The 24,695-nt window shown below is 37.2% G+C and carries 22 protein-coding genes and 1 pseudogene; 14 read left to right on the forward strand and 9 right to left on the reverse strand.

Going from position 1 to position 24,695, the window contains the following annotated elements; all coding sequences use genetic code 11:
• The 7 genes and pseudogenes from VIH09_RS06510 to VIH09_RS06540 all read left to right on the forward strand — a co-directional run.
• Positions 1-202 (forward strand): annotated as a pseudogene (locus VIH09_RS06510) (porin); the annotation flags it as partial.
• A gap of 97 nt (positions 203-299) precedes the next feature.
• On the forward strand, positions 300-1,163 hold the full coding sequence (locus VIH09_RS06515; RefSeq protein WP_331579095.1) for a PstS family phosphate ABC transporter substrate-binding protein: 864 nt from the start codon (positions 300-302) through the stop codon (positions 1,161-1,163).
• A 183-nt stretch (positions 1,164-1,346) separates the two neighbouring features.
• Positions 1,347-2,555, forward strand: a complete 1,209-nt coding sequence (gene pstC, locus VIH09_RS06520) for a phosphate ABC transporter permease subunit PstC (RefSeq protein ID WP_331579097.1) — start codon at positions 1,347-1,349, stop codon at positions 2,553-2,555.
• Between the two features lies 1 nt (position 2,556).
• A complete protein-coding gene (pstA, locus tag VIH09_RS06525; RefSeq protein WP_331579099.1) occupies positions 2,557-3,435 on the forward strand; it encodes a phosphate ABC transporter permease PstA in 879 nt (292 codons plus the stop codon).
• A 1-nt stretch (position 3,436) separates the two neighbouring features.
• Positions 3,437-4,189, forward strand: a complete 753-nt coding sequence (gene pstB, locus VIH09_RS06530) for a phosphate ABC transporter ATP-binding protein PstB (RefSeq protein WP_331579101.1) — start codon at positions 3,437-3,439, stop codon at positions 4,187-4,189.
• Between the two features lie 60 nt (positions 4,190-4,249).
• Positions 4,250-4,918 (forward strand): phosphate signaling complex protein PhoU, encoded by a 669-nt coding sequence (gene phoU, locus VIH09_RS06535; RefSeq protein WP_331579103.1) that lies wholly within the window; start codon positions 4,250-4,252, stop codon positions 4,916-4,918.
• A gap of 354 nt (positions 4,919-5,272) precedes the next feature.
• Positions 5,273-7,534 carry an inorganic phosphate transporter gene (locus VIH09_RS06540; RefSeq protein WP_331579105.1) on the forward strand — a complete coding sequence of 754 codons (2,262 nt, stop codon included), beginning with the start codon at positions 5,273-5,275 and terminating at the stop codon, positions 7,532-7,534.
• Positions 7,535-7,649: 115 nt separating this feature from the next.
• Here VIH09_RS06540 and VIH09_RS06545 read toward each other — a convergent pair whose 3' ends face one another.
• From VIH09_RS06545 to VIH09_RS06560, 4 genes are all read right to left on the reverse strand, one after another.
• Positions 7,650-8,723 carry a glycosyltransferase gene (locus VIH09_RS06545; RefSeq protein WP_331579107.1) on the reverse strand — a complete coding sequence of 358 codons (1,074 nt, stop codon included), beginning with the start codon at positions 8,721-8,723 and terminating at the stop codon, positions 7,650-7,652.
• Between the two features lie 91 nt (positions 8,724-8,814).
• Positions 8,815-12,246, reverse strand: coding sequence for a hypothetical protein (locus VIH09_RS06550; protein WP_331579109.1), 3,432 nt, complete (start codon positions 12,244-12,246; stop codon positions 8,815-8,817).
• A gap of 84 nt (positions 12,247-12,330) precedes the next feature.
• Entirely contained in the window at positions 12,331-13,590 is a 1,260-nt protein-coding gene (locus VIH09_RS06555) for an aspartate kinase (protein ID WP_331579111.1), read from the reverse strand.
• Between the two features lie 25 nt (positions 13,591-13,615).
• Positions 13,616-14,095 carry a GNAT family N-acetyltransferase gene (locus VIH09_RS06560; protein WP_331579113.1) on the reverse strand — a complete coding sequence of 160 codons (480 nt, stop codon included), beginning with the start codon at positions 14,093-14,095 and terminating at the stop codon, positions 13,616-13,618.
• 169 nt (positions 14,096-14,264) lie between these two features.
• Between VIH09_RS06560 and fbp the strand changes: the two genes are divergently transcribed.
• Positions 14,265-15,284 (forward strand): class 1 fructose-bisphosphatase, encoded by a 1,020-nt coding sequence (fbp, locus tag VIH09_RS06565; RefSeq protein ID WP_331579115.1) that lies wholly within the window; start codon positions 14,265-14,267, stop codon positions 15,282-15,284.
• A 45-nt stretch (positions 15,285-15,329) separates the two neighbouring features.
• Here the strand turns inward: fbp and VIH09_RS06570 are convergent, their stop codons facing one another.
• A complete protein-coding gene (locus VIH09_RS06570) occupies positions 15,330-15,758 on the reverse strand; it encodes a TerB family tellurite resistance protein (RefSeq protein ID WP_331579135.1) in 429 nt (142 codons plus the stop codon).
• 187 nt (positions 15,759-15,945) lie between these two features.
• Here VIH09_RS06570 and VIH09_RS06575 point away from each other — a divergent pair, with 187 nt between their 5' ends.
• The 3 genes from VIH09_RS06575 to VIH09_RS06585 are packed head-to-tail and all read left to right on the forward strand — an operon-like array spanning position 15,946 to position 18,551.
• Positions 15,946-16,539 carry a HupE/UreJ family protein gene (locus VIH09_RS06575; RefSeq protein ID WP_331579117.1) on the forward strand — a complete coding sequence of 198 codons (594 nt, stop codon included), beginning with the start codon at positions 15,946-15,948 and terminating at the stop codon, positions 16,537-16,539.
• Between the two features lie 2 nt (positions 16,540-16,541).
• Positions 16,542-16,973, forward strand: coding sequence for a dCMP deaminase family protein (locus tag VIH09_RS06580; RefSeq protein ID WP_331579119.1), 432 nt, complete (start codon positions 16,542-16,544; stop codon positions 16,971-16,973).
• Positions 16,974-18,551 (forward strand): S41 family peptidase, encoded by a 1,578-nt coding sequence (locus VIH09_RS06585; protein WP_331579121.1) that lies wholly within the window; start codon positions 16,974-16,976, stop codon positions 18,549-18,551.
• Between the two features lie 21 nt (positions 18,552-18,572).
• Here the strand turns inward: VIH09_RS06585 and VIH09_RS06590 are convergent, their stop codons facing one another.
• The 4 genes from VIH09_RS06590 to VIH09_RS06605 all read right to left on the reverse strand — a co-directional run bounded on the left by VIH09_RS06590 (position 18,573) and on the right by VIH09_RS06605 (position 20,900).
• Positions 18,573-19,322: a lysophospholipid acyltransferase family protein gene (locus VIH09_RS06590; RefSeq protein WP_331579123.1), complete on the reverse strand. Its 750-nt coding sequence runs from the start codon at positions 19,320-19,322 to the stop codon at positions 18,573-18,575.
• A gap of 58 nt (positions 19,323-19,380) precedes the next feature.
• Positions 19,381-19,986: an FAD-dependent oxidoreductase gene (locus tag VIH09_RS06595; protein ID WP_331579125.1), complete on the reverse strand. Its 606-nt coding sequence runs from the start codon at positions 19,984-19,986 to the stop codon at positions 19,381-19,383.
• Positions 19,987-19,988: 2 nt separating this feature from the next.
• On the reverse strand, positions 19,989-20,192 hold the full coding sequence (locus VIH09_RS06600) for a hypothetical protein (protein ID WP_331579127.1): 204 nt from the start codon (positions 20,190-20,192) through the stop codon (positions 19,989-19,991).
• A gap of 123 nt (positions 20,193-20,315) precedes the next feature.
• Complete coding sequence (locus VIH09_RS06605) at positions 20,316-20,900, reverse strand: MarC family protein (protein ID WP_414656144.1); 585 nt, start codon at positions 20,898-20,900, stop codon at positions 20,316-20,318.
• Between the two features lie 213 nt (positions 20,901-21,113).
• On the opposite strand from VIH09_RS06605, the gene VIH09_RS06610 reads away from it, so the two are divergent.
• The 3 genes from VIH09_RS06610 to VIH09_RS06620 all read left to right on the forward strand — a co-directional run.
• Positions 21,114-21,680, forward strand: a complete 567-nt coding sequence (locus tag VIH09_RS06610) for a DUF3109 family protein (protein WP_331579129.1) — start codon at positions 21,114-21,116, stop codon at positions 21,678-21,680.
• A 263-nt stretch (positions 21,681-21,943) separates the two neighbouring features.
• The gene (locus VIH09_RS06615; protein ID WP_331579131.1) at positions 21,944-22,921 is read left to right on the forward strand and encodes a ribonucleotide-diphosphate reductase subunit beta; all 978 of its coding nucleotides are present in this window, start codon (positions 21,944-21,946) and stop codon (positions 22,919-22,921) included.
• A gap of 176 nt (positions 22,922-23,097) precedes the next feature.
• The coding region (locus VIH09_RS06620) for a ribonucleoside-diphosphate reductase subunit alpha (RefSeq protein ID WP_331579133.1) at positions 23,098-24,695 on the forward strand (1,598 nt) is incomplete at its 3' end.

Raw genomic sequence — 24,695 nt, forward strand, 5'->3', positions numbered from 1 at the left:
TCGATTTTCTACTCAAAAAGTTGGCGATGACATTAAAACAATTAGTCCTAATGTAGATGAATATGCGATCAGTTTGTCTAGATATATTTTAGACCACAAATTAAAAGTTCAAACTGAATTTTCATATGAGAATGAAAAATTCTACACAGGAAATACTTCTGGAAACTGGTATGCACGAGTGCAAGTTGAAATTGGAATATAATCATTGTGTAAAACACATTGTATAATACTAGCGTAACATTTAGTTAACATTAAGATTATACTTTTGTAAAAAATTTAAATCAAACAAAAAAAATAAAATGAAAACATCAAAATTATTTCTAATCTTACCTTTAATAGGTATGTTGAGTTGCGGTAAAGCAAAAACGGAAGACAAAGGAGCTCAGGCAAATGATGCAAAGGTGTCTATAACAATCAAAGGAAGCGACACTGTTTTGCCATTGGCACAAAAAGAAGCAGAAGACTTAATGAAAACAAATTCAGATATTACCGTTACTATTGTTGGTGGTGGATCTGGCGTAGGTTTGACAGCTTTAATTGATGGGACTACCGATATCGCAATGGCTTCAAGAGATTTGAAAACGGAGGAGAAATTGAAGTTTTCTGAAATGAAAAAAGATATTGAAGAAGTGATTATAGCGTATGATGCATTGACAGTTATTGTTAATCCTGCAAACACTGTATCTAAACTTACTCGTGAGCAATTAGAGAAAATCTTTACTGGTCAAATTAAAAACTGGAAAGAAGTTGGTGGAGCTGATGAAAAAATCGTAGCCTATTCAAGAGAATCTTCTTCTGGAACATATGAGTTTTTCAAAGAAGAAGTATTGGACAAGAAAAACTATGCTACAGATATCTTAAACTTACCTGCAACTGGTGCAATCGTTCAAGCAGTAGGTCAGACTAAAGGTGCTATCGGATATATCGGATTGGCATATGAAACAAAAGAAGTAAAACAATTGGCAGTTTCTTACGACCAGGGGAAAACTTTTGTTGAGCCATCTGTTGCAAGTGCAAAAGATAAAACGTATCCTATTTCTAGACCATTGTTCTACATGTATGACAAAGCAAACGCTGCAAAAGTAAAAGCGGTTGTTGATTATGCACTTTCTCCTGAAGGACAAAAAACTGTTTCTGAAATTGGTTATGTTCCGTTGAATTAATAAAGGTTAATTTACATATCGAAAAAAGGTTGCCCTAACTAGGGCAACCTTTTTTGTTTAAAGCGTATTTAAATATTTGCTTAGGCAATAATTCCTTAACATTAAATTTACATAAAGTTAATGATGCGAAAACATTAGCGGAGGATGTCTAGTGTAGTTTTGCTAAAAATAAAACACACTGATTTGAAAACAAATTTTAAACAGATTAAAGAGAAGATTATCGAATCAATTTTAATGCTAAGTAGTGCTGCTACTAGTATTACCGTTGTATTGATTGTCTTTTTTCTATTTATTGAAGGCGCGGGAGTTTTTAATAAAAAACCTGTCGACAAAGGATTTTTGCTTGCGGTTCATGATTCAAACCAAGTAAAAAAGCTGGAGCCATCACAAATAAAGGATGTTTTTGATCAGAAGATAACGAATTGGAAAGAACTTGGAGGGAAAGACCAGGCAATTGTTCTGTTCAGGACCAGCGACATAACTGATTATTATACAGAAGAGGAGCTTGGCGAGAATTTTGAATATTTCCCGGATAAGATCAATGAACTTATAGCAAAAACACCCGGTATAATTGCTTTTTTCTCGGATAAATACAAAAACAAAGACTTCAAAGGACGCGAACTGGATATTGATAAGATCTCAGTTTATGAGTTTTTATCTGGCGAGGAGTGGTTTCCTACCGCCGAGCCAGTTGCTCAAATGGGAGTTAAGCCGCTAATTTACGGAACATTGTGGGTCAGTTTTGGTGCCATTGTGTTGGCCTTGCCGATAGGACTGTTTGCTGCCATTTATTTAAGTGAGATAGCAAAGAAAAGAACCCGCAATTTGTTAAAACCTTTGATAGAATTATTGGCAGGAATTCCCTCCGTTGTATATGGATTCTTTGGATTGGTAATTATTGTGCCATTGATTCAGGATATTTTTAACTTGCCTGTGGGTGAAACTGCTTTGGCAGGAAGTGTTGTTTTAGCAATTATGGCATTGCCAACTATTATCACTATTTCTGAAGACGCAATGCGAAACACACCTCGCGCGATGAAAGAGGCCAGTTTAGCCTTAGGGGCGTCCCATTGGCAAACGATATATAAGGTGGTTATCCCTTATTCGGCATCTGGAATCACAGCTGGTGCGATTTTAGGGATAGGTCGCGCAATTGGTGAAACCATGGCCGTCCTAATGGTAACTGGAAATGCAGCCGTTATACCGCATACTTTTTTGGCGCCTGTTCGAACGATTCCTGCGACTATTGCCGCGGAACTGGGAGAGGCCGCAAATGGAGGCCTGCATTATGAAGCGCTTTTTGCATTGGGTTGCATACTATTCATAATTACTTTCGGAATCAATATGTTAGTGGAAATGGTTACTAACAGACAATCCCATAAAAAACACTAAGATGAATGTAGAAAATCGTTTAGCAAACAAAAAAAGGAGAAGTCAAAAAGTTGCCTTCGGAATTTTTAGCTTCACAAGCTATTCTGTTGTGGCACTATTATTTGTGATATTGGCTTTTATTGTGGTAAAAGGAATTGGTGCCATCAGTTGGGAATTCATTAGTGAAATGCCTAAAAACGGGATGACTGAGGGAGGTATCTTTCCTGCAATCATAGGGACACTCTGTTTGGTTTTGGCAAGTATGATCTTTGCGTTTCCTGTAGGGGTATTAGCGGCCATATATATGAATGAATATGTAAAACAAGGCTGGCCAAAGAAAATCATCAAACAAATGACAAATAACCTTGCTGGAGTACCATCAATAGTATTTGGACTTTTTGGTATGTCATTATTTGTAAACAAATTAGGTTTTGGAGACTCTATCCTGGCCGGTGGATTAACTTTAGGATTATTGGTTTTGCCTGTTATCATTAGAACTACTGAGGAAGCTTTAAAAGCAGTTGACGATACTTTCAGACAAGCTAGTTTAGCTTTAGGGGCCAGTAAATGGGAAACTACAAGCAAAATTGTATTTCCGATTGCATTTCCTAACATAATTACAGGGATGATTTTATCTATAGGGAGAGTTTCTGGGGAAACGGCGCCAATTTTATTTACGGTAGCCGCATATTTTTTACCTAAATTGCCAACGTCAATTTTTGACCAAGCGATGGCGTTACCTTACCACCTTTATGTAATATCCACTAGTGGTACTAATATAGAGGCGTCTAGGTCAATGGCCTATGGTACGGCACTTATTTTAATTATTATTGTATTAATTTCTAATTTATTGGCGAATGCTCTTCGTAAATATTATGGAAAAAAAGTAAAAATGAACTAACATGCATAAGATAGAATCACAAAACGTAAATTTTTACTACGGCGAAAATCAAGCTTTGCACGATATTTCTTTATCGATGAAAGAAAATACCGTTACGGCATTAATAGGGCCTTCAGGTTGCGGTAAATCAACTTATTTGCGTTTATTAAACAGGATGAATGACCTTATTGATGATACCAAAATGACTGGAAGCATCCATATTGACGGTACAGACATTTATGGTAATAGCACCAACGTCGATAATTTACGTAAAAATGTAGGTATGGTTTTCCAAAAACCAAATCCTTTTCCAAAAACCATTTTTGAGAATGTGGCCTATGGATTAAGAGTAAATGGTATCACCGACAAAAAGGAAATTGAAGAGCGTGTCGTAACAACCATAGAGCAAGTGGCGCTTTGGGATGAGGTGAAAGACAAACTTAAAAAATCGGCATTTGAGCTTTCTGGAGGACAACAACAACGTCTGTGTATCGCACGTGCTTTGGCAATCAAACCATCCATATTGTTGATGGATGAGCCTACATCCGCTTTGGACCCCATTTCAACTTCTAAAATCGAAGAGTTGATTTACGAATTGAAAAACAAGTACACCATAGTTATTGTGACGCATAATATGCAACAGGCCGGACGCGTGAGTGATAACACCGCTTTTTTCTATATGGGTAATTTGATAGAATATGATAAAACGAAATCAATATTCACAAAACCGGCAAAAAAACAAACCGAAGATTATATAACAGGAAGATTCGGATAGAATTGATTTTGAATTGTACTCGAAATCGGTTAACTTTAAATCTTCAAATCTTTAATAAAAATGGCATCACATTTAGAAACAGAACTAGGCAAGCTTAGGGGAATTATTATAAAAATAGGGGGTTTAGCCGAAAGTCAGGTAGCTGAAGCGGTTAAGTCAGTGCTTTCAGAACCCGTTTCCGAAGGGAAGGAAGTTAAAAAGACAGAAAATAAAATTGATAAACTTGATGTAAAAATTGATGATATCTGCCAAAGTGTGTTTGCTTTGCAACAACCAGTAGCTTCAGATTTGCGTTTTATTATATCTGCCATGCAAATGAGCAAGGAAATAGAACGAATTGGTGACTTGTCAATGAGTATTATTAAACTTTCTAAAAGCATAAAGGAAAAACATGAATTGATTTCGAAATTCAATATTACCGAAATCGCAAGGGAAGTCGAGTTTATTACAGCAAAAACAAATGAGTGTTTCCAGGATATGGATGAAGACATGATACAGGAAATCTTTGCTTTAAATAATAGTATCCGAACCAAAAGTACTGAGGCAACGCAGAATATCATTGGTGAAATGAAGAGTAATTCTAAAACAGTCGTGTCAGGGACCAATTTAATTATAGCGCTGAAACATTTCGATAGGATAGCGGATCATTGCACCAACATTGCCGAATCTATTTACTTTATGATTAATGCAAAGACAATCAAGCATGAAAAAATGATAGATAAAAAGTAATTCTGCCTAACATAAAAAAATACTAAAGCTGATTTTTGCACTATTTGTGCGAGAATCAGCTTTAATCATTTTAAAGAATAACCGTTAATTTACAAATACAGCGACCAGAATTTTTAGGGCGATAAAAGTGATGCAAAACATTGTATTGAAGCTGACCAGAGAAAATGTAGTGTAAAGCAGTTTGGTCTAATATTTAGCTTGCTTTTCTCAATCGAAAAGCAAATTCAATGACAGTTTAGAATTCTCATTTTTCAGAGCAGAAAAAACAAAAACAACAAAAATTAAAAATTTAAAGAGTAAGTTTCGAATAATTAACCGATTTTTGCAGTCCTTTTCAAAAAAAGATTAATAATTATGGAACAAATCTATTTAGTAATGCTCGTTGTTTTGGGTATACTTGCAATAACGGATCTGGTAGTGGGAGTTAGCAATGATGCCGTAAACTTCCTGAATTCGGCAATAGGATCTAAAGCTGTTTCTTTCCGTACCATCATGATTGTGGCGAGTTTAGGGGTTTTAGTGGGTGCGTTATTCTCCAGTGGAATGATGGAAATTGCCAGAAGCGGCATTTTTATTCCGGCCATGTTCAGTTTTAATGATGTGATGATTATATTTTTGGCCGTCATGATTGCAGACATCTTACTGCTGGACTTTTATAACTCCTTCGGAATGCCAACCTCGACCACTGTGTCAATTATTTTTGAACTTTTGGGCGCCGCGTTCTGTCTGGCACTCTACAAAATATATATGTCAGGCGACAGTTTAAGTACTGTTGGCAATTATATTAATACTGAGAAAGCGACGCAAATCGTGAGCAGTATCCTTCTCTCAGTCGTTTTGTCGTTTACGTTGGGTGGTTTTGTTCAGTATATTTCTCGTTTGATTTTTACTTTTCAATACGAAAAAAGGATGAAATACATCGGGTCTATTTTTGGGGGATTCGCCATTACAGCGATCACCTTTTTTATCCTGATTAAAGGATTGAAAGGTGTTTCTTTTATAGGTGCCGATACCCATTCATGGATCAAAGAAAATCAGTTTCTGATTATTGGTGCAAACTTTGTCTTTTTTACAGTGCTTTCCCAAGTGTTGATGACTTTTTTTAAGATCAACATTCTTCGGGTGATTATTATCATCGGAACCTTTGCTTTAGCTTTGGCTTTTGCAGGAAATGACTTGGTTAACTTCATCGGAGTCCCGATTGCAGCATTTAATTCTTACCAAATTTTTAGCGGTTCTGGAGTATCGGGAGATGTTTTTATGATGGGAGGATTAGCGGATGAAAATATTGTAGCGCCGTTCTACTTTTTGGTCTTTGCGGGAGTAGTCATGGTAGTGACCATCTGGACCTCTAAAAAGGCAAAAAGTGTTATTGAAACCGAAGTAAATCTGTCAAGACAAGATGAGGGGACGGAGCGTTTTTCGTCTAATGCTTTGTCTAAGTCTGTCGTACGATCAAGTGTATATATGGGGCAATGGTTTAATTATCTCTTACCCAATGCCATTCAACTGAGAATTGATAAGCAATTTGAAAAGCCTGATTTAAAAGGGAAAAAGAAAAAAGACGAACCTGCTTTTGATATGATTCGTGCCGCTGTCAATCTGATGGTAGCCAGTATTCTAATTTCTATTGGTACATCATTGAAGTTACCGCTTTCTACAACTTATGTTACCTTTATGGTAGCTATGGGATCTTCCTTCGCTGACAGAGCCTGGGACAGAGAAAGTGCTGTTTACCGTATAGCGGGTGTTTTTAATGTGATCGGCGGTTGGTTCTTCACGGCCATTATTGCCTTTCTATCGGCCTTCGTCATCGCTTTTTTACTGAAAGTAGGAGAGGTTTTCGCCTTTGTGGGACTTTTGGTTTCTCTGGGGATTATTCTGTATCGAAGTGCCAAGAAATATACTAAAAAAGAGAAAGAAGTACAGGATTTACTGCTGCTGAAACGGGAGGATATTGTCACAATTAATGAGGTTATTAATGAGAGTTCGGCGCAGATTTCGCGCGTTATCGGAAGTACGAACGAAATTTACAGCGATGTGATTGATAATTTGGGTCTTCAAGATTTAGGCAAGTTAAAAGAGAACAAAAAGTCCCTGAAAAAACTCGAAAAAGAAGTCGACGAATTGAAGACGAATGTCTATTATTTCATTAAAAACCTTGATGAAACCTCAGTCGAAGGCAGTATGTTTTATATAATGATTTTGGGCTATTTGCAGGATATGATTCAGTCTCTAGTTTTTATCACTCAAAACAGTTACAATCATATTGATAATCATCACAAACAGCTCAAATTTAATCAAATTAGAGACCTGAAAAGGATAGATGATGAATTAAAGGCCCTTTTTGACAAAATAGAAGTTATTTTTAAAGACAACACTTTTGACAGTATTGACAATCTTGTTGATGGAAGGAATGAAATATTGGATCTGGTATCCACTTTGATTCAAAAGCAAATTGGAAGAATCAGAACTGTTGAAACAAGTCCGAAAAACAGCAAGTTGTATTTCTCTTTGCTTTTGGAAACCAACGATTTAATCAAGGCTACAATGAGTTTGCTGGAGTTGTTCAAAGAATTTAATATTCACGCCAATTCAAAGGTCACTAAACTTTAATTAGGATTTATAGCTATACTGACAGCCTAAAACCATTCATATGACTGGGATTAGGCTGTTTTTTTATGGAATGTGCCGAAGTCATAAATCGTTTTAATTCACATTTGTTGGATCTTTACGGCTGGAAAACACTAAATAATCGTTCCCAGTTCACGGTATGATCGCTGGAATGTAAGCCATCGTATAATTTTAATTCGGACAAGTTTTCAATAATAAAACTATCTTGGTCGGCATAAGGAACAAGGCCTTCCTCTTTTAGTTTTCGGGCCAGATACATTTGCTCGTATTGTCCTGGCGTAGGGATGAAAAAGGCTTTTTTTCCCAGTTTCGCCAAATCCATAATAGTTGTGTAGCCAGACCTACAAAGGACGATTTCGCTTTCGTTGAATGTTTGTTCCAGCTGGCGGCTATTCATGAAATTATAGTAGAAAATGTTACCAATTTGCTCCTTTGTCTGGTTTTTTTCCACTATTCCTTTGATAAAAATGACATTGCCCTCGTATCGTTGAAGTTCAATTTTTAGTTTTTCTTCCAATATTCCACGTTGGGGTTCGGGTCCCGAAAGTATAACCATCAGGTCGTATTTCTTTGGTACATCTTTTTTGTGCATACGGCTCAAAGGGCCAAGGTAATTTAGCTTGAAGGAATTATTTTTTATATGGCTGAGTTCTCCGGCTAAATTTGGTGATGTTTCAATATCAGGTACCCAACATTCTGAATATTTTTTAATGATGTTTTGGTGCAATCTACTGGTTAACCAAGTGGTGTTTCCTGTCATTACATTTAATTGGTGCGTTATAAATACGGAAGGGATACTTTTGTTATATACACCGAGTCTGTTGTCTGATATTATCCCGTCTATGCCATGTTCGATGATCCAAGTTTTTACTAATTTTTTCTCCGTCAAAATGGCTTCAATCATTTTGGGGGAGTTTTTCAGCAACTTGCATTTAAAATTTTTACCGTTTTTGGCATATTCTATCTCATAAGATGGGAGTTCTAGAAATTTTAAACAGGGGAATTCCTTGCGTAATAATGCAAGCGCAATACCGTCAGAGGCAATTATGGGGATATAATTGTTGTCTTGTAATGCTTTTATAATGGGAATGCAACGCGTCGCATGACCCAGGCCCCAATTCAGGGGCGCAATCAAAATAGTTCTGTTGTTTTGGTTTGCATCGTTCAACATAGATTGTATTCTTTTTTCGTGACAAGTTACATAAACAATGGATTTGTAAATATACATGCTACATTACCAAAGTATTAAGTTATTAATTGATTTAAAAATAAGCCCTTAATTGTATGTTTCCGGTGTGGATAGCTTTACTTGTTTGGCTCTTTCGTCCCTGATAATTTAGGTTAATGTCCAAAAATTGTGTGATGTTCTTCTGCACGAGCAGCCTCCATGTTATGTTTTGACCCGCTTGCAGGCCTTCCAGCATTTGAAAACCTACGGAGGAATAGGGATTGCCTGAAAATTTATTTTGGTAAAAGGAAACTTCTCCATTCATGGTTATCTTGTTAGGCCCTGCATAGCTAAACGAAGTTCCGAAACGACTCTGTAATAAGGTTTCTAAGTCGCCTATTGTATTTTCCTTGTTCTGCAGTTCGTAAAACATATCCCAACTTGTGTTTTTTGAAAATAAATAACTGATTTTTGGAGCTAACTGGTAGCCTTTTAAGGTATAGTTTTTCTCGGGAAAGTTTTCTGATAGGATAGACGTTTGGAGTGTTTTGGCAAAAGCACCAAACAACCAACTTTTTCTATATAAATGGGAATACTGAGCTTGGTGGGAACTGCTTTTGGACTCTTGGGAGCCTGTAGAAAGTAGGTTTTTTGTATTGTTTTGCAAATAGGAATAGGTGACAGAATGGTTTTGCTTCCCTCGATTGTAAAACAAACTGTTTCTGAAATTCGAACTCAGGCCCAAAACATTCTGCTGCGACGAAGAAAATGGATTCAACTCGAAGTTGTTTCCTTCGTTTCTTGTTTTCCGATCAATGATAAAAGAGGTCTGGTTGTAAAAAAAAGAGGTTAACTTTTTAAGTCCGCCTTCGTTTTGCCATTGATTTGGGTTAAAAATCAAAGATTGCGAGAATTTAGTTTGATGGGTTTTAATGTAAACGCGATTGGGTAAATAGATTCGAATGAATGTGGCTTGATCGATAAACGGAGCCACTTCAAATTCTTGCAATTCCTGAATGCCATTGCCGTTGTAGTCGTTCCAGGTGTAAACTCCTTGTCCTGCGGAAACTTCCAGGTAGGTGAATTCCTGTTGCGGTAGCGTTCCCGAATTAGTTTCGTAGGCAGTTGTCCCTTGGATCAATTGATTGAAAAAACGATCGTTGTACACGATTCTGGAATTTAGGGAAGGCTCCTTCCTTTTTGTGGAGTCGGTAAAATCCAGCACCCTGTAGTTAGCATAAACGGCCAGGTCACTTTTGTTCGTCTGGATTAATTTCGATTTCAAGAAATAGGTTTGCGAACTGTTTACACTTCGCAATAAACCATTCTGAATACTGTCATTCTTTCTTTTCAAAAAGCCCAATTCGACAAATACTTTTGTGCTATCGCCACGGCCTGCGAAAAATCCATACTCGGAAAACCGTTGACTTAAATCAGAGAATTGTTTGGTGGATTTGTTTTTTCCCTGATTATCTTCAAAACGTTGGCTTGTGCCAATCCAGTTTTTGTCAAAATGATAGCGGATTTGAGATTCATTACGAATGAATTTAGAAGAATTTACCGTTCCGTCACTTTTTAAGTAGCTGCCTTGGTTTTTAAACAACCAGTTTTTGGTATTATATTGGCCATTTAAAATATGCCTGTTGCCCGAAAAACTGTCCGAAAAAGATAGTTTTTCAAATTGGTAGGTTATCAAGCCTCTATTTGCGGAATCTGCGCTTTTATTCAAATTAAAGTTTAGCCCAGACACCAATAAGCTTTGATTGCCAGTGGCTGTCGTCTCCAGATTCCAGTCCCGATTAAATTCTATAGTATAAAATCGTTCAACTGATCTGAATTCTTTTTGGGTAAATTGGTAATTGGCAAACGCATCAACGTCCCATATTCCCGAAAAAAGGCGCTGTTTTACATTTGCTTTTCCGCTCAAACCCTGGTTGTCGGAGTCGTCACTATTCGAAAAAAGATTTTTGTCATTATTGCTGACTGCTATTTCAAAATTAACGGCTGATTTTTCTGATGGATGATAATTCCCCAAAAAGGTGGCGACTTGAATTTTTGTTGGCGACACCAACTGAATTATCGGCTCGTAATCCCCTTGGGGAATTGAGTTGATCGGTTCGACGTATTCATATATTCTATTGATGGCAGAGACGTCTTTCAATACGTAATTGCCCTTTTTGGCACCAACTGAACTAAATCGGACATTGAACAATTCCTGTTGCGGGTCATTTGAATATTCGAAAACTTCAACTGTGTTAACAATAGTTTTTTTATACAACACTTTATTGTCAGAATAGGAATCCACATATGCAGAAGGCGCCACCATCAGTTCTGGATTGTCCCCGGCTCGTACTAATATTTGGGCTTGCTCTTCAGTTAGGTTTTGTTGCAGAGGCTGGTTTTTTATGTCATTTTCAGAATATAGGTAACTGCCAAAACTCCACTTCTCGTTTTCATAGGTGGCCCCGGCATGTGTCACAAATCGGGTGTAATTTCTATCGGAGTATTGGTATTCTATTGCGATTCGCATTTCGGAAGTTATCGTAAATAAAGGCGTAAATGTGATTTCCCCAGCATTGTAGTCGATAGTGTAATCGTTGTTTTCTCCTCTTTTTAAAAGAAGTCCGTTTACATAAACACGTTCAGAACCTGATATGACAAGGACGTATAATTCTCCGTTTGTCCCCTTCAATTTGTAGGGTCCCTGGCTGCCTTCGATTCCAGTGAAATTGCTCTTTGCGTATTGGCCTTTCACCAAGGCCGCAGCGGCAAAGACATTAGTTTTGTTTTCATCGGTTCCAAAAGTGAAATTGGCGGAAAGCCCTTGCACTTTTTTGTTGAAATTCAAGAATTGGGTTTTGTGATTTTCAAGAAACACGTCCCCAGCCCGAAGATTCCATTTGTCGCTGAACAGTTCCATAAAAACATTGTCGAACTGATCGAGTTTTTGGGAGTATCCGCCATCCTGTAATGGAATGTTGCTGTCTTGTAGAGAAGCCCTCAAACTCACTTTTTCGGACAATTTACCCGTAATCTGCAAGTCTAGATTGGAGTTTAAAACCGTATTTTGGTTGTTGCCTACGGTAACGCCGCGCGTAATACTTCCCGAAGTACTTAGCCCGTCAAACGGAATTTTTTTTTGTGTGGGAACCGCATCAATTTTATATAGTTTTTCTGTATTGATATCGTTACTAACTATTCGGCTGGAATCGTAAGTTTGGTATTTTTTTGTTAAAAAGTCTGGAAATCTTAAGTATTGGACCGTTATTGAATCTGAGGCTAAGGGAACGCTTTCATTTAGAATAAAGGTGCCTTTTTGAAAATAAATTTGATATAACGAAGGGTCGATAATAGTACCGTTGGCGTCAAGCAACTTAAAAAAACTCGAATTGAGACTTTCATTTTCAAGACGAATGCTGTCTCTGGAAACAGGGATTTTTTTTATTTTGTATAATGATTTATTTTCCTGGGCTTGTAACCCAGAAAAATAAATAATCATCGCTAATAGCAATACTTTTTTTAACATAAAGGAATTAACGTCTATATCTCAAAAGTAGTGTATTCTATATTATTGTGGGCGATTGTGATGCAATAACGATTAAATTTTTAATCATTTATCTTCACTGGTGACAATTTGCATCGTTTCCGTACTCACTTGTTTTAGAATGACGTTTTTACCCTGTTCAACCGTTTGGGTGGCCATGTCATTAAAATGTCTGATTGTGTATAATGTCACGTTTTCGCTAAAATCCACTTTGAATTTTTTTGACAATAGGGTATTTAGGCTTTTAAAATTGTCAAATTTGTCCTCCACACATACCGAAAAACTAATTGCGGTATTCTGAATCAGGTTTACCTTAAGCTTGAATTGATGGAATAAAGCGAAGATTTCACTTATATTTTCCTCCATGATGAAAGAGAAGTCAATTGATGAAAGAGAAATCAGCAATTGGTTTCTTTTAACGATAAAGCAAGGTAAAAAGGGCTCTAAAGCGACACCCTTAGAAACGCTTGTTCCTTTCAATAATGGATTGATAAAAGACTTCACGTACAAAGGAATTTCCTTTTTTTGTAAAGGCTGCAATGTTTTTGGATGAATAACGGTTGCGCCATAGAACGCCAATTCTATCGCTTCGCGATACGAAATCTGATTTAGTAAACTCGCGTTTTCAAAATACCTTGGATCAGCATTCATTACTCCTGGAACGTCTTTCCAAATGGTTACGCTTTCAGCATTCAAGCAATAGGCGAAAATGGCGGCAGTATAGTCAGAACCTTCACGGCCTAATGTAGTCGTGAAATTATTTTCATCAGAACCCAAGAATCCCTGGGTAATGTTTAAAATTTTTCTTTTTACGTTTTTCGAAATGTTTTTCTGCGTTAAATCCCAATCCACTTCTGCATCTCTGTAGTTTGAATTCGTTTTGATGAAATTACGAACATCAATCCATTGTGTTTTGACATCCATAAAATTCATGAAATGGCTCAAAATAGTGGTAGAAATCAATTCACCGAAACTCACGATTTGATCGTAAACAAAATTGTAGTTTGGCGATTTGTTATGCGCCAAAAAATATTCTAAATCTGAAAAATGGGATTGTACCGCGCTGAAAACGTCATTTTTTTCGTCCTCAAACAAATCCAATAAGATTTGGTTGTGGTATTTTTTGACATCTTGAACGGAAGATTTTAAAGCGGAAGATTTGTCAAAATAGTCCTTTATGACCACTTCAAGGGCATTGGTTGTCTTTCCCATAGCAGAGACTACCAACAGAACATCCTCAAAACCTACTTTTTGCAAAACGTCGTAAACGTTTCTAATCCCTTCGGCATCTTTCACCGATGCACCTCCAAACTTGAATACTCTCATATTTTTTTAACAAATAATTTTCAACTTATTTCAATCTATTATCGACAAAGTAATTGATTCCTTCTTCGTCCATTTGTGCCAGATACCAGTCTTTAAGGACTTTTGCGCCTGATTTTTCATAGAATTCAATCGCGGGGGTATTCCAGTCAAGGACATGCCAATCAATTCTGCGTACATTGTCTTTCTTGCCTTGTTTTATGATTTCAGAATATAAAGCATAACCTAATCCCGTGCCTCTCATCTTGTCTTTAACCACTAGGTCTTCCAGATGGATTATTTTTCCTTTCCAGGTGGAGTATCGATAATAATACAATGCAATTCCTACAATCTCTGATTCGACTTCAGCAACAAAAACATGGAATAATGGATTAGGACTGAAACCATCCCGAACCAAATCCTCTACCGTTACTAAAACCGCATCTGGTTCCTTTTCATATTCCGCCAATTCTTGAATCAGGCCCAAAACGGCACTCATGTCTTCGGCTTTTCCTTTTCTAATATTCATATAATCTAATTTTAAAGGTTTAGATGCTTAAAATAAAGCTTTTTCAACTCCTAATTTAGTTATTTTATCAGCAAATATACAATACTGCCAAACTAAGTAAATTTTATTCAAATCATTTTCACAAAAAAAGCGATATTTGTGACTTCAAATTAACTACAACGATTTCGTAATGAAAGAACGCAACAAGACCTTAGGGGAATTTATCATTGAAAACCAAAATGCCTTTCAGTATTCGTCTGGCGAATTATCCCGAATTATCAACTCCATCCGATTGGCAGCCAAGGTGGTCAACTACAAAGTAAACAAAGCCGGATTAGTCGACATCGTGGGAGCGGCGGGGGAGCAAAATATTCAGGGGGAAGACCAACAAAAACTGGATGTTTATGCCAATGAGGTTTTCATTCAAACCTTAATAAATCGCGAAATTGTATGTGGGATCGCTTCTGAGGAAAATGATGAATTTATAACTGTGGAAGGTAGCGATAGCAGCCACAACAATAAATATGTGGTTTTGATGGATCCGCTGGACGGTTCTTCAAATATTGACGTAAACGTTTCGGTGGGGACCATTTTCTCTGTTTACAGGAGGATAACTCCCATAGGAACTCCAGTGACACTGGAAGATTTTTTGCAACCTGGGACAAATCAAGTTGCCGCGGGATATGTAATTTACGGTACATCGACGATGATTGTTTACACTACCGGTCATGGAGTGAACGGTTTTACATTAAATCCAGCCATCGGAACTTTTTATTTGTCGCATCCAAACATGCAGTTTTCCAAAGACGGAAATATTTATTCCATTAATGAGGGGAACTATGTTCATTTTCCACAAGGCGTTAAAAACTACATTAAGTATTGCCAGTCAGAAGAGGGAGACAGGCCATATACGTCTCGTTACATAGGAAGTCTAGTATCAGACATCCATAGAAACATGATAAAAGGAGGGATCTACATATATCCGACGAGTTCTAAGGCACCAAAAGGGAAACTACGACTGTTGTACGAATGCAATCCAATGGCGTTTATTGTAGAGCAGGCCGGAGGGAAGGCATCAGATGGTTTTGGAAGAATAATGGAAATTGAACCAACCGAATTACATGAACGTGTCCCGTTTTTCTGCGGGAGCTATAATATGGTCGAAAAAGCAGAAGAATTTATGCATGACGCCAAATTAAGCAAATACTAAAAATAAAAAAGCCCTAATTTTTATTAGGGCTTTTTTTATTTCTACTTATTCATGTTTTTGCATTTCCAATAGGAAGTCATCTAAATCCACCTTTTTATCTACTAGCGATAATGCGCTAGCAACAATCACATCTACGTTTTCGGGGGTAAATCCGATACCTAAACAAAGTTTTTTCAACATAACTTCCTGTTTGTCCCCAAGTACATGGTCTACATTTACCATTCTGGCCAAGTCGTACAGACGCTCTAAACGTTGCGCGTATAAGTAAGGAGGGTTGATCGGGTATTTTGAAGGATTCTCTAAAATTTCTTCATATTCTGCCGGAGAAATTTCTAATCGAATAGCTAATTTGTCCAAAAATTCTTTTTCTTCAGGGGCAAAAAAACCGTCCGCTAATGCTAGTCTTACAATGGAGGAAAAGTGACCTTTATTTCTTTGTTTGAATTCGCTATCAAATAAATCTGAAAATGACATAGTTAATTTTTTATTTATATTGGACAAAGATAATTCAATTTTTAAAATATTAATTTTCTTTTTAATTTTTTCTTTAATTAGCATCGTTTTTAATGAAAATTTAATGGAGGATTTGTATCTTCAATTCAGTCATTTTCAAAATTAATCGTATGTTTACAGCCCCTTTATCAATTTAAATTTTTAACCTATGTCACAATTTTGGATTTATTTTCAAATAGGATTAAAGCATGTTTTGGATGTGCATTCGTATGATCATGTTTTGTTCTTAATCGCATTGGCTATTCCGTTTTCATTTAAAGACTGGAAGAGAATAGTGCTTCTGGTTTCACTGTTCACGATAGGTCATACAATGGCTTTATTGCTTTCGGTTTTTGGTATTATTGCCATCAAAGTAAGCGTGGTGGAATTACTGATTCCGATAACCATTTTAATCACTGCACTTTACAATCTATTTACTGCGGGGAAATCAAACAGAAAAGAAGGGTTGAACCTGATTTTTTTCATTACGCTGTTTTTCGGGATAATACATGGATTAGGTTTTTCAAACTACTTCAAATCGATTCTTGGAGGAAGTGCCTTATCCAAATTATTGCCTTTGTCTGAATTCGCATTGGGAATTGAAGCTGCGCAAATTGTGGTGGTTTTTATTGTTCTGATTTTGTCGTATATTGTACAGACCGTTTTTAGATTCTCAAAAAGGGATTGGGCATTGGTGTTTTCGGCATTCGTAATAGGAGTTGTACTGCCAATGATAATTGGAAATGAAATTTGGATAAGATAAAAATGGAGACAAAAAAGTTAAATAAATACGATAAAGCGTATCTTAGGATTGCCACGGAGTGGGGGCTTTTGTCGTATTGCAAACGGAAACAAGTGGGCGCGATAATCGTTCGTGACCGAATGATAATTTCTGATGGTTATAACGGGACGCCTTCCGGCTTTGAAAATTGCTGTGAAGACGAAGAAGGATTAACTCGTTGGGATGTTTTACACGCGGAGGCAAATGCAATCCTAAAAGTGGCGAGATCCACTCAGTCCTGTGAAGGGGCGACCTTGTATATCACCCTTTCGCCCTGCAAAGAGTGCAGTAAATTAATACACCAATCCGGAATAAAAAGGGTGGTGTATCATAAAGGATACCGTGACGATTCAGGAATTCAGTTTTTATTAAAAGCGGGAGTGGTTGTTGAGCATATCCCGACACTTGAAGAATAAATGAAAACGAATATCAAATACCTTCCCATACTATTTGGCGCCACTCTTGCACTGGGGTTTGCGCTGGGCGGGCTTTTGAACTCATCTAACGAAAATTATTTTTCGGCAAATAATACTTCAAAAACGAAACTCAATAAACTGATTGATTTTATTGACAATGAATATGTGGATGATGTCAATACGGATTCCATCGTAAACATAACTGTCGATAATATTTTGGGACAGTTAGATCCCCATTCTGCCTACATGCCGCCAAGTGAGCAGGCCCAGATCGCCGAGAGCATGAAAGGGGACTTTGTGGGAATCGGGGTTAACTTCTATATGTACAAAGACTCCTTAGCGATCATAAAACCCGTTGAAGATGGCCCTTCGGAAAAAGCGGGAATTAAAGCGGGTGACAGAATTTTATATGCTGGAAAAACCAAGCTTTTTGGGCGTAAATTGCCAAGCGACAGTTTGTTTGCTAACTTAAAGGGAGAACAAGGTTCTGTTGTTGAACTGACGATTTATAGAAAATCAGAACGAAAGAAAATAAAAGTAAAAATCAAAAGGGATGTCATTCCTTTGAAAAGTGTAGATGTTGCGGTACTCTTGAATGGAAGCGTGGGTTACATAAAAATTAATCGATTTGCCGAGACCACTTTCGAAGAATTTAAGGCTGGGCTTTCCAAATTAAAAAAAGAGGGCGCGAAAACACTCGTTATCGATCTTAGGGATAACGGAGGTGGTTACATGGATGAAGCCATCGAGATTGCAGATGAATTACTGAAGGATAAACAATTAATCGTTTTCACCAAAAACAAAAGGGGCAGTGTCAAAAAAACCTATGCCACCAAAAAGGGAGATTTTCTGAATGGGCATGTGTTCGTATTGATCAATGAAAATAGTGCTTCTGCCAGCGAAATTCTTGCGGGTGCCATTCAGGATAATGATCGGGGAACTATCGTGGGTCGTCGGTCTTTCGGAAAAGGACTGGTGCAACGCGAAATGGATTTTGAGGACGGTTCAGCAGTTAGATTGACCGTTGCTCGATATTATACACCTACCGGGCGATCCATTCAAAAACCCTATTCCAAAGGGAATGAACAATATTATAAAGAATCAGAATCTCGTTTTGAAAAAGGGGAGCTCTACGAAAAAGACAGTATAAAAGTTGTGGATAGTTTGAAATTCAAAACGCCAAAGGGAAAGATCGTATATGGCGGCGGCGGTATAGTCCCGGATATTTTTATACCGCTTGAAGTGGAACACGGTGATGAAAATATCGTTTATTTAATGCAATCGGGTATCGTGGGTAACTTTGTTTTTGAGCAACTGGATCAAAACAGAAGTGTATTTAAAGGATTTTCATTTCAGGGTTTTGTTTCTAAAATGAACGACAGCAATTTGTATTTTAACCGTTTTCAAAATAAGCTATACGAAAACGGATTGGACATAAAGTTAGCAAACAGTAAGGCAATAGTGAAGCGGTACCTCACGGCCGAATTTGCCAGACAGTTGTATGGGGAGAGTAACTATTATGAAATTGTGCTCAAGGAAGATGCTATGATTAAAGCGGTCTTAAAGGATAAAAGTTAAAGTGCAGTATTATGAAAACGTTTAATTTTCCTTATCCCAATCTTCTCTGAAACGGATAAGTTCCTGGTCTATCATGTCTTTAGATGTCTTTAGTAAGTACTCAGCGTCTTCAGAATATAAAGGCGGAAAAAAAGTGATCTTTATTTCGGTAGTCAGTTTCCCAAAACATTTCAAAAAATGAGGTATAAATGTGTCGTCATTTACGAAAGCATCCGATTTTTCTTTGTAGTCTATGGCCACGGGAATAACGGCTGCTTTTATTTGAGTGGCGGTTTTAAATGAGCCGCAATTAAAATCTACTGTAGTGGGCAAAACATGCGTGGTTCCCTCAGGAAAATTAATTACTGAATATCCATTGTTAAGGGTGTTCTTAATAGTGTCGCATGTTTTTTGTCTGCTGTCCTGGCATTCTCTTTCAACAAAAATCACTCCCGATATTTTACAGAGGTAACCTATCAGTGGCCAAGATGCTACTTCTTTCTTGCCTACGGGATAAGCATGGATATGACTTACAATTACTATTGGGTCAAAATAGGAACGGTGATTGGCGACAATTAGTCCTTGAATTTGGGGTGATTCACCATAAACAACGGTGCGAATTCCTAAAAATCGATTTGTTATTCTGATTAAAAAATCACGTAATGATTGCGCTTTTTTAGCTGTTGATTCTTTGTCCCAAAAAAAACTTGCCAAATAAAAGCCAAATGAAAAAAAGGACACGTATAGGATAAAGAAGATAAGTCTGATAAGCCCAAGTAGAAATGATAACATATAATAGATTTATAAAAAAGGTAAATCTAACATAAATTTCCAAATATGCTATTTGTATTTAGCGAATGCTATCATGAACATGGGTCTGAATACCATTGTTCCAAAAAGTAAGGATATCTGTCGCGACAGCAGCCCCGCTTCCGGAAGCGATAGTGAGCTGGCTTCTCCAGCCGGCAAGGGTGCCCGCCACATAAATCCCTTCCGCCACTTTGTGGTCTATGTTTCGCAACTGAATTCTTTGTTTTTCGGGTATCGATTTTTGATGCGGTTCTATATATTGCATCAAGCCTTCAATGGAGAATGTATTGGCAGCGCCAACAGCAATTACAATCATTTTGGATCTGTAGCTGTTTTTGTTTGTGGTAATAGTGAACTCAGGAAATTCCCCCGCAATTTTAAGCACTTTTTCGTCCGGAATTTGCCTAACGTGCGGATATATAGCTGACAGATGCTGAGTGCTTTGCTTTAATAAATCAGACCCCAAGGTCCCTGCTGCGATTCCATAAGCATTGTTGAAAATAGCTTCTTGAAGTGAGGATGTTTTTTGGTGTGTAAATATGCCGATTTTTTTACCACTGACAAAAGATTTGTTTTTTGCGGAGCCCAATATAAGCGAGCATGAAATACCGGAAACGCCTCCCCCGAAAATTAAAACGTCAAACATAGTTACAGTTTGTCATTCATTTTTTCTTCAATTTTTTTGGACATTCTAAAAATCAGCAGAATTAATACCGCACAGAATGATGCCGCAATTCCAATAGAAGCGACTGCGCTATCCCCTTGAAATGGATGGTTGAAATCTAACAAAGTAATATTAAAGATAATAAGCGCCAATGCCAGAAACACTAAGATGTTGGTGAATATTTTCATAAGATTGTTTTTTCGCTGTATTTTAAAAATGAAATTAAGGAAACGGTCGTTTTCAATGTATTTCCAAAAAAATCAGATTATTTTTACAGACTACATTAGAGGGTAAATTTATAAAAAAAAATATTAGGCGAACAAACCTTTAACATTAGCTGCGAATAATTTAACAGCAATCGCAAGCAATATAACTCCAAAAACCTTTCGGATAATTCCTAAGCCCGATTTTCCCAGCATTTCTTCAATTTTTGAAGATGCTTTTAAAACAAAATAAACCAGAACCATGTTGAGTAGGATGGCAATAATGATATTAATAGTATGGTATTGAGATTTTAAGGACAGCAAAGTGGTCATTGTTCCCGCGCCGGCAATTAAAGGAAAAGCGATTGGGACAATAGAGGCAGTTTTAGACTCGTCTTCGTCTTTGTATAGACGAATACCCAAGATCATTTCCAATGCCAGGAAAAAAAGAACAAATGCACCAGCTACGGCAAAAGAATTCACGTCAATTCCAATTAGGTTTAACAATTCCTCCCCAATAAAAAGAAATAGGATCATTATAATCATGGCTACAATGGTGGCTTTTTCAGACTGAATGTGTCCCACTTTTGTGCGCAAATCAACAATAATAGGAATGCTTCCCAAAATATCAATTACGGCAAAAAGTACCATTCCTACCGTAGCGATCTCTCTTACGTCAATATCCGTTATCATTTTTTATTTTTTTGTTGCAAAGGTATAAGATTAGGCGAAATTTTGACGAATTGTGCCCTTTAATAAGCATTAAATTTTGAGGTTTTCACATTCTTTTTTTTAAACGGACTCATTTGCGTTTTGTATTGTTGTTGTGTTAAAAGCGATATTTAATCAGGGCGCTTTGTCTTTGTTTGACTATCTTTGCGCTTTATAATCACAGTACCCATAGCAATGTTTCAATTAGGAAAAACCATCGTCTCAGAAGATATATTAAGTAAAGATTTTGTTTGCAATCTGTCGGCCTGCAAAGGGGCTTGTTGTGTTGATGGCGATGCCGGAGCGCCACTAAGTGAGGAGGAGACTAAAATTTTGGAAGAAATATACCCTAAAGTAAAACCATTCTTGCGCAAGCAGGGAATCGCCGCAATCGAAGCTCAAGGAGTGTGGGTAAAAGGTACTGATGGCGATCTTGAAACTCCGCTAATTGATAATAAGGATTGTTCTTACGTTATTTTTGACGGTAAAACAGCTTTGTGCGGTATCGAACAAGCCTACAATCAAGGGATAATTGACTGGAAAAAACCTGTTTCTTGTCATTTATATCCTATTCGTGTAAAAGATTTTACTGAGTTTGCCGCGGTTAATTATGACAAATGGGACATTTGTGATCCGGCCTGTTCATTGGGTCAGGAACTCGAAGTTCCCGTATACAAATTTGTAAAAGAAGCGCTGGTCAGAAGATTTGGTGAAGATTGGTATATGGAACTTGAAAAAGTAGCCCAAGAGATGAAAAAATAAATCTCGACTTGCAAATATTTTCTTATCTCCTGTTTTTTAAAATCCTATGTTTTACGGTACTTTAGGTATTTTTGTAAAACACAAAACTATGGTTTTCAGCTCTTTAAAGATGTTGTTGAAATCGACACGATTTTTTCAATTTGTTAAAAACTATGACCGATTGTGGATAAGTTTGGCTTTTAAAAACCGCAATATTTTACAATCTTTGTAATCCACAGAATACTTAAAATTTCGTTAAAATTTCAAAAAAACAAACAACTACAATGTCGCAAATTGAACCAATATTACAAGAAAACAAAAATCGTTTCGTAATTTTTCCTATCAAGCACCATGATATCTGGGAATGGTATAAAAAAATGGAGGCTAGTTTTTGGACTGCGGAGGAAATAGATTTGTCTCAGGATTTGAATGACTGGAATAATAAACTGAGTGATGACGAAAGATATTTCGTTAAACACATTCTAGCGTTTTTTGCAGCATCAGACGGGATTGTAAACGAGAATTTGGCGGAAAATTTCGTGAATGAAGTGCAATATGCTGAAGCCAAATTCTTTTACGGTTTTCAAATCATGATGGAAAACATTCATAGTGAGACTTATTCATTGTTGATTGACACTTATGTGAAAGACGAGGTTGAAAAAGACGAATTATTTAATGCATTGGACGTTTTTCCGGCGATCAAGAAAAAAGCAGATTGGGCTTTGCAGTGGATCGAATCAGATTCGTTTGCTGAAAGGTTGATTGCTTTCGCGGCCGTGGAAGGAATCTTTTTCTCGGGGGCATTTTGTTCCATTTACTGGTTGAAAAAACGTGGATTGATGCCAGGACTGACGTTTTCTAATGAATTGATTTCTCGCGACGAAGGAGTTCACTGTGATTTTGCAGTGCATTTGCACAACCACCATTTGGTGAACAAAGTGCCTAAAGAAAGAATCAGAAGTATAATCGTTGACGCTTTAAACATCGAGAGAGAGTTTATCACGGAGTCACTTCCGGTAAGTTTAATAGGAATGAATGCAGTATTGATGACTCAGTACCTTGAGTTTGTTGCCGATAGACTGTTAGTGGAGTTGGGTTGCGACAGAGAATACAATACGACAAACCCATTTGACTTCATGGATATGATCTCGTTGCAAGGGAAAACAAATTTCTTTGAAAAGAAAGTGGCCGAGTATCAAAAATCAGGTGTGATGAATACCGATGGTGATGCCCAAAAAATATCTTTTGACGCTGATTTTTAGAAAATAGTTTATAGGTTTCCGGAGGCCCTAGCCCCGATGGAAGGGAATATCCTTTGTATTTTTTTTAAAAAAACACAAAGATTGGAATGACAGCGGGATTAGCTTCCCAAAAAAAATTAACAAATACCCAAAAAAATAGAAAAGGGATTTTCTGTTTTTTAAAAACAATTGAGCTTATGTATGTAATTAAAAGAGATGGTCACAAAGAACCGGTAATGTTTGACAAAATCACGGATAGAATTAAAAAACTATGCTACGGTTTGAATGATTTAGTAGATGCCGTTAAAGTGGCAATGCGCGTTATTGAAGGGCTTTACGACGGGGTTTCGACATCTGAACTGGATAATCTTGCTGCAGAAACGGCAGCCTCAATGACTATCGCACACCCTGATTATGCTCAATTGGCGGCTCGAATTGCAATATCTAACTTACACTCCAATACAAACAAATCGTTCTCGGAAACGATGAATGAAATGTTTCACTATGTAAATCCAAGAAATGGTCAAAAAGCACCATTGTTATCTGAAGAAGTACATAAAGTTATTCAAGAAAATGCTGAATTTTTAAATTCACATATAATATACAATAGAGATTTTAACTACGATTATTTTGGTTTCAAAACATTGGAACGTTCTTATTTGCTTAAGATAAATGGGAAGATCGTGGAACGACCACAACATATGTTAATGCGTGTTTCTGTAGGGATTCACTTGGATGACTTAGATTCGGTTTTAGAAACCTATGACTTAATGTCTAAAAAGTTCTTTACACACGCTACGCCAACCTTGTTTAATTCTGGAACGCCAAAACCCCAAATGTCCTCTTGTTTCCTTTTGGCTATGCAAGATGACAGTATTGATGGGATTTATGACACTTTGAAACAAACTGCAAAGATTTCTCAATCTGCGGGTGGAGTTGGGCTTTCTATTCACAATGTTCGTGCGACGGGTTCTTACATACGCGGGACGAACGGGACATCAAACGGGATTGTTCCTATGTTGCGTGTCTTTAATGACACGGCTCGTTATGTAGATCAAGGTGGTGGAAAACGCAAAGGAAGTTTCGCTATTTATATCGAAACTTGGCATGCTGATATTTTTGATTTCTTGGACTTGAAAAAGAATACAGGAAAAGAAGAAATGCGCGCCAGGGATTTATTTTTCGCGATGTGGACTTCAGATTTATTCATGAAACGCGTGCAGGAAGACGGGAATTGGACCTTAATGTGTCCTAACGAATGCCCTGGATTGTACGACGTTTACGGTGAGGAATTTGAAAAAATGTACACCGACTATGAAAAAGCGGGTAAAGGTAGAAAAACCATCAAAGCACATGAGCTGTGGGAGAAAATTCTAGAGTCTCAAATCGAGACCGGAACGCCATACATGTTGTATAAAGATGCGGCCAACCGTAAATCGAACCAAAAGAATTTAGGGACGATTCGTTCTTCAAACTTGTGTACCGAAATCATGGAGTACACTTCAGCAGATGAGGTGGCGGTTTGTAATCTGGCTTCGCTTTCGTTGCCAATGTTTATCGAGAACGGAAAATTTGACCACGATGCACTTTATACCGTTACTAAACGAGTGACGAGAAACTTAAATAAGGTTATCGATAGAAATTACTATCCGATAAAAGAGGCCGAAAACTCAAATATGCGCCACAGACCGATTGGTCTTGGTGTGCAAGGACTAGCAGATGCTTTCATTATGTTGCGTTTGCCTTTTACATCCGATGCCGCAAAAAAACTGAATCAAGAGATTTTCGAAACGCT

The sequence above is a fragment of the Flavobacterium sp. genome (genome assembly GCF_036515215.1).
Lineage (GTDB): Bacteria > Bacteroidota > Bacteroidia > Flavobacteriales > Flavobacteriaceae > Flavobacterium.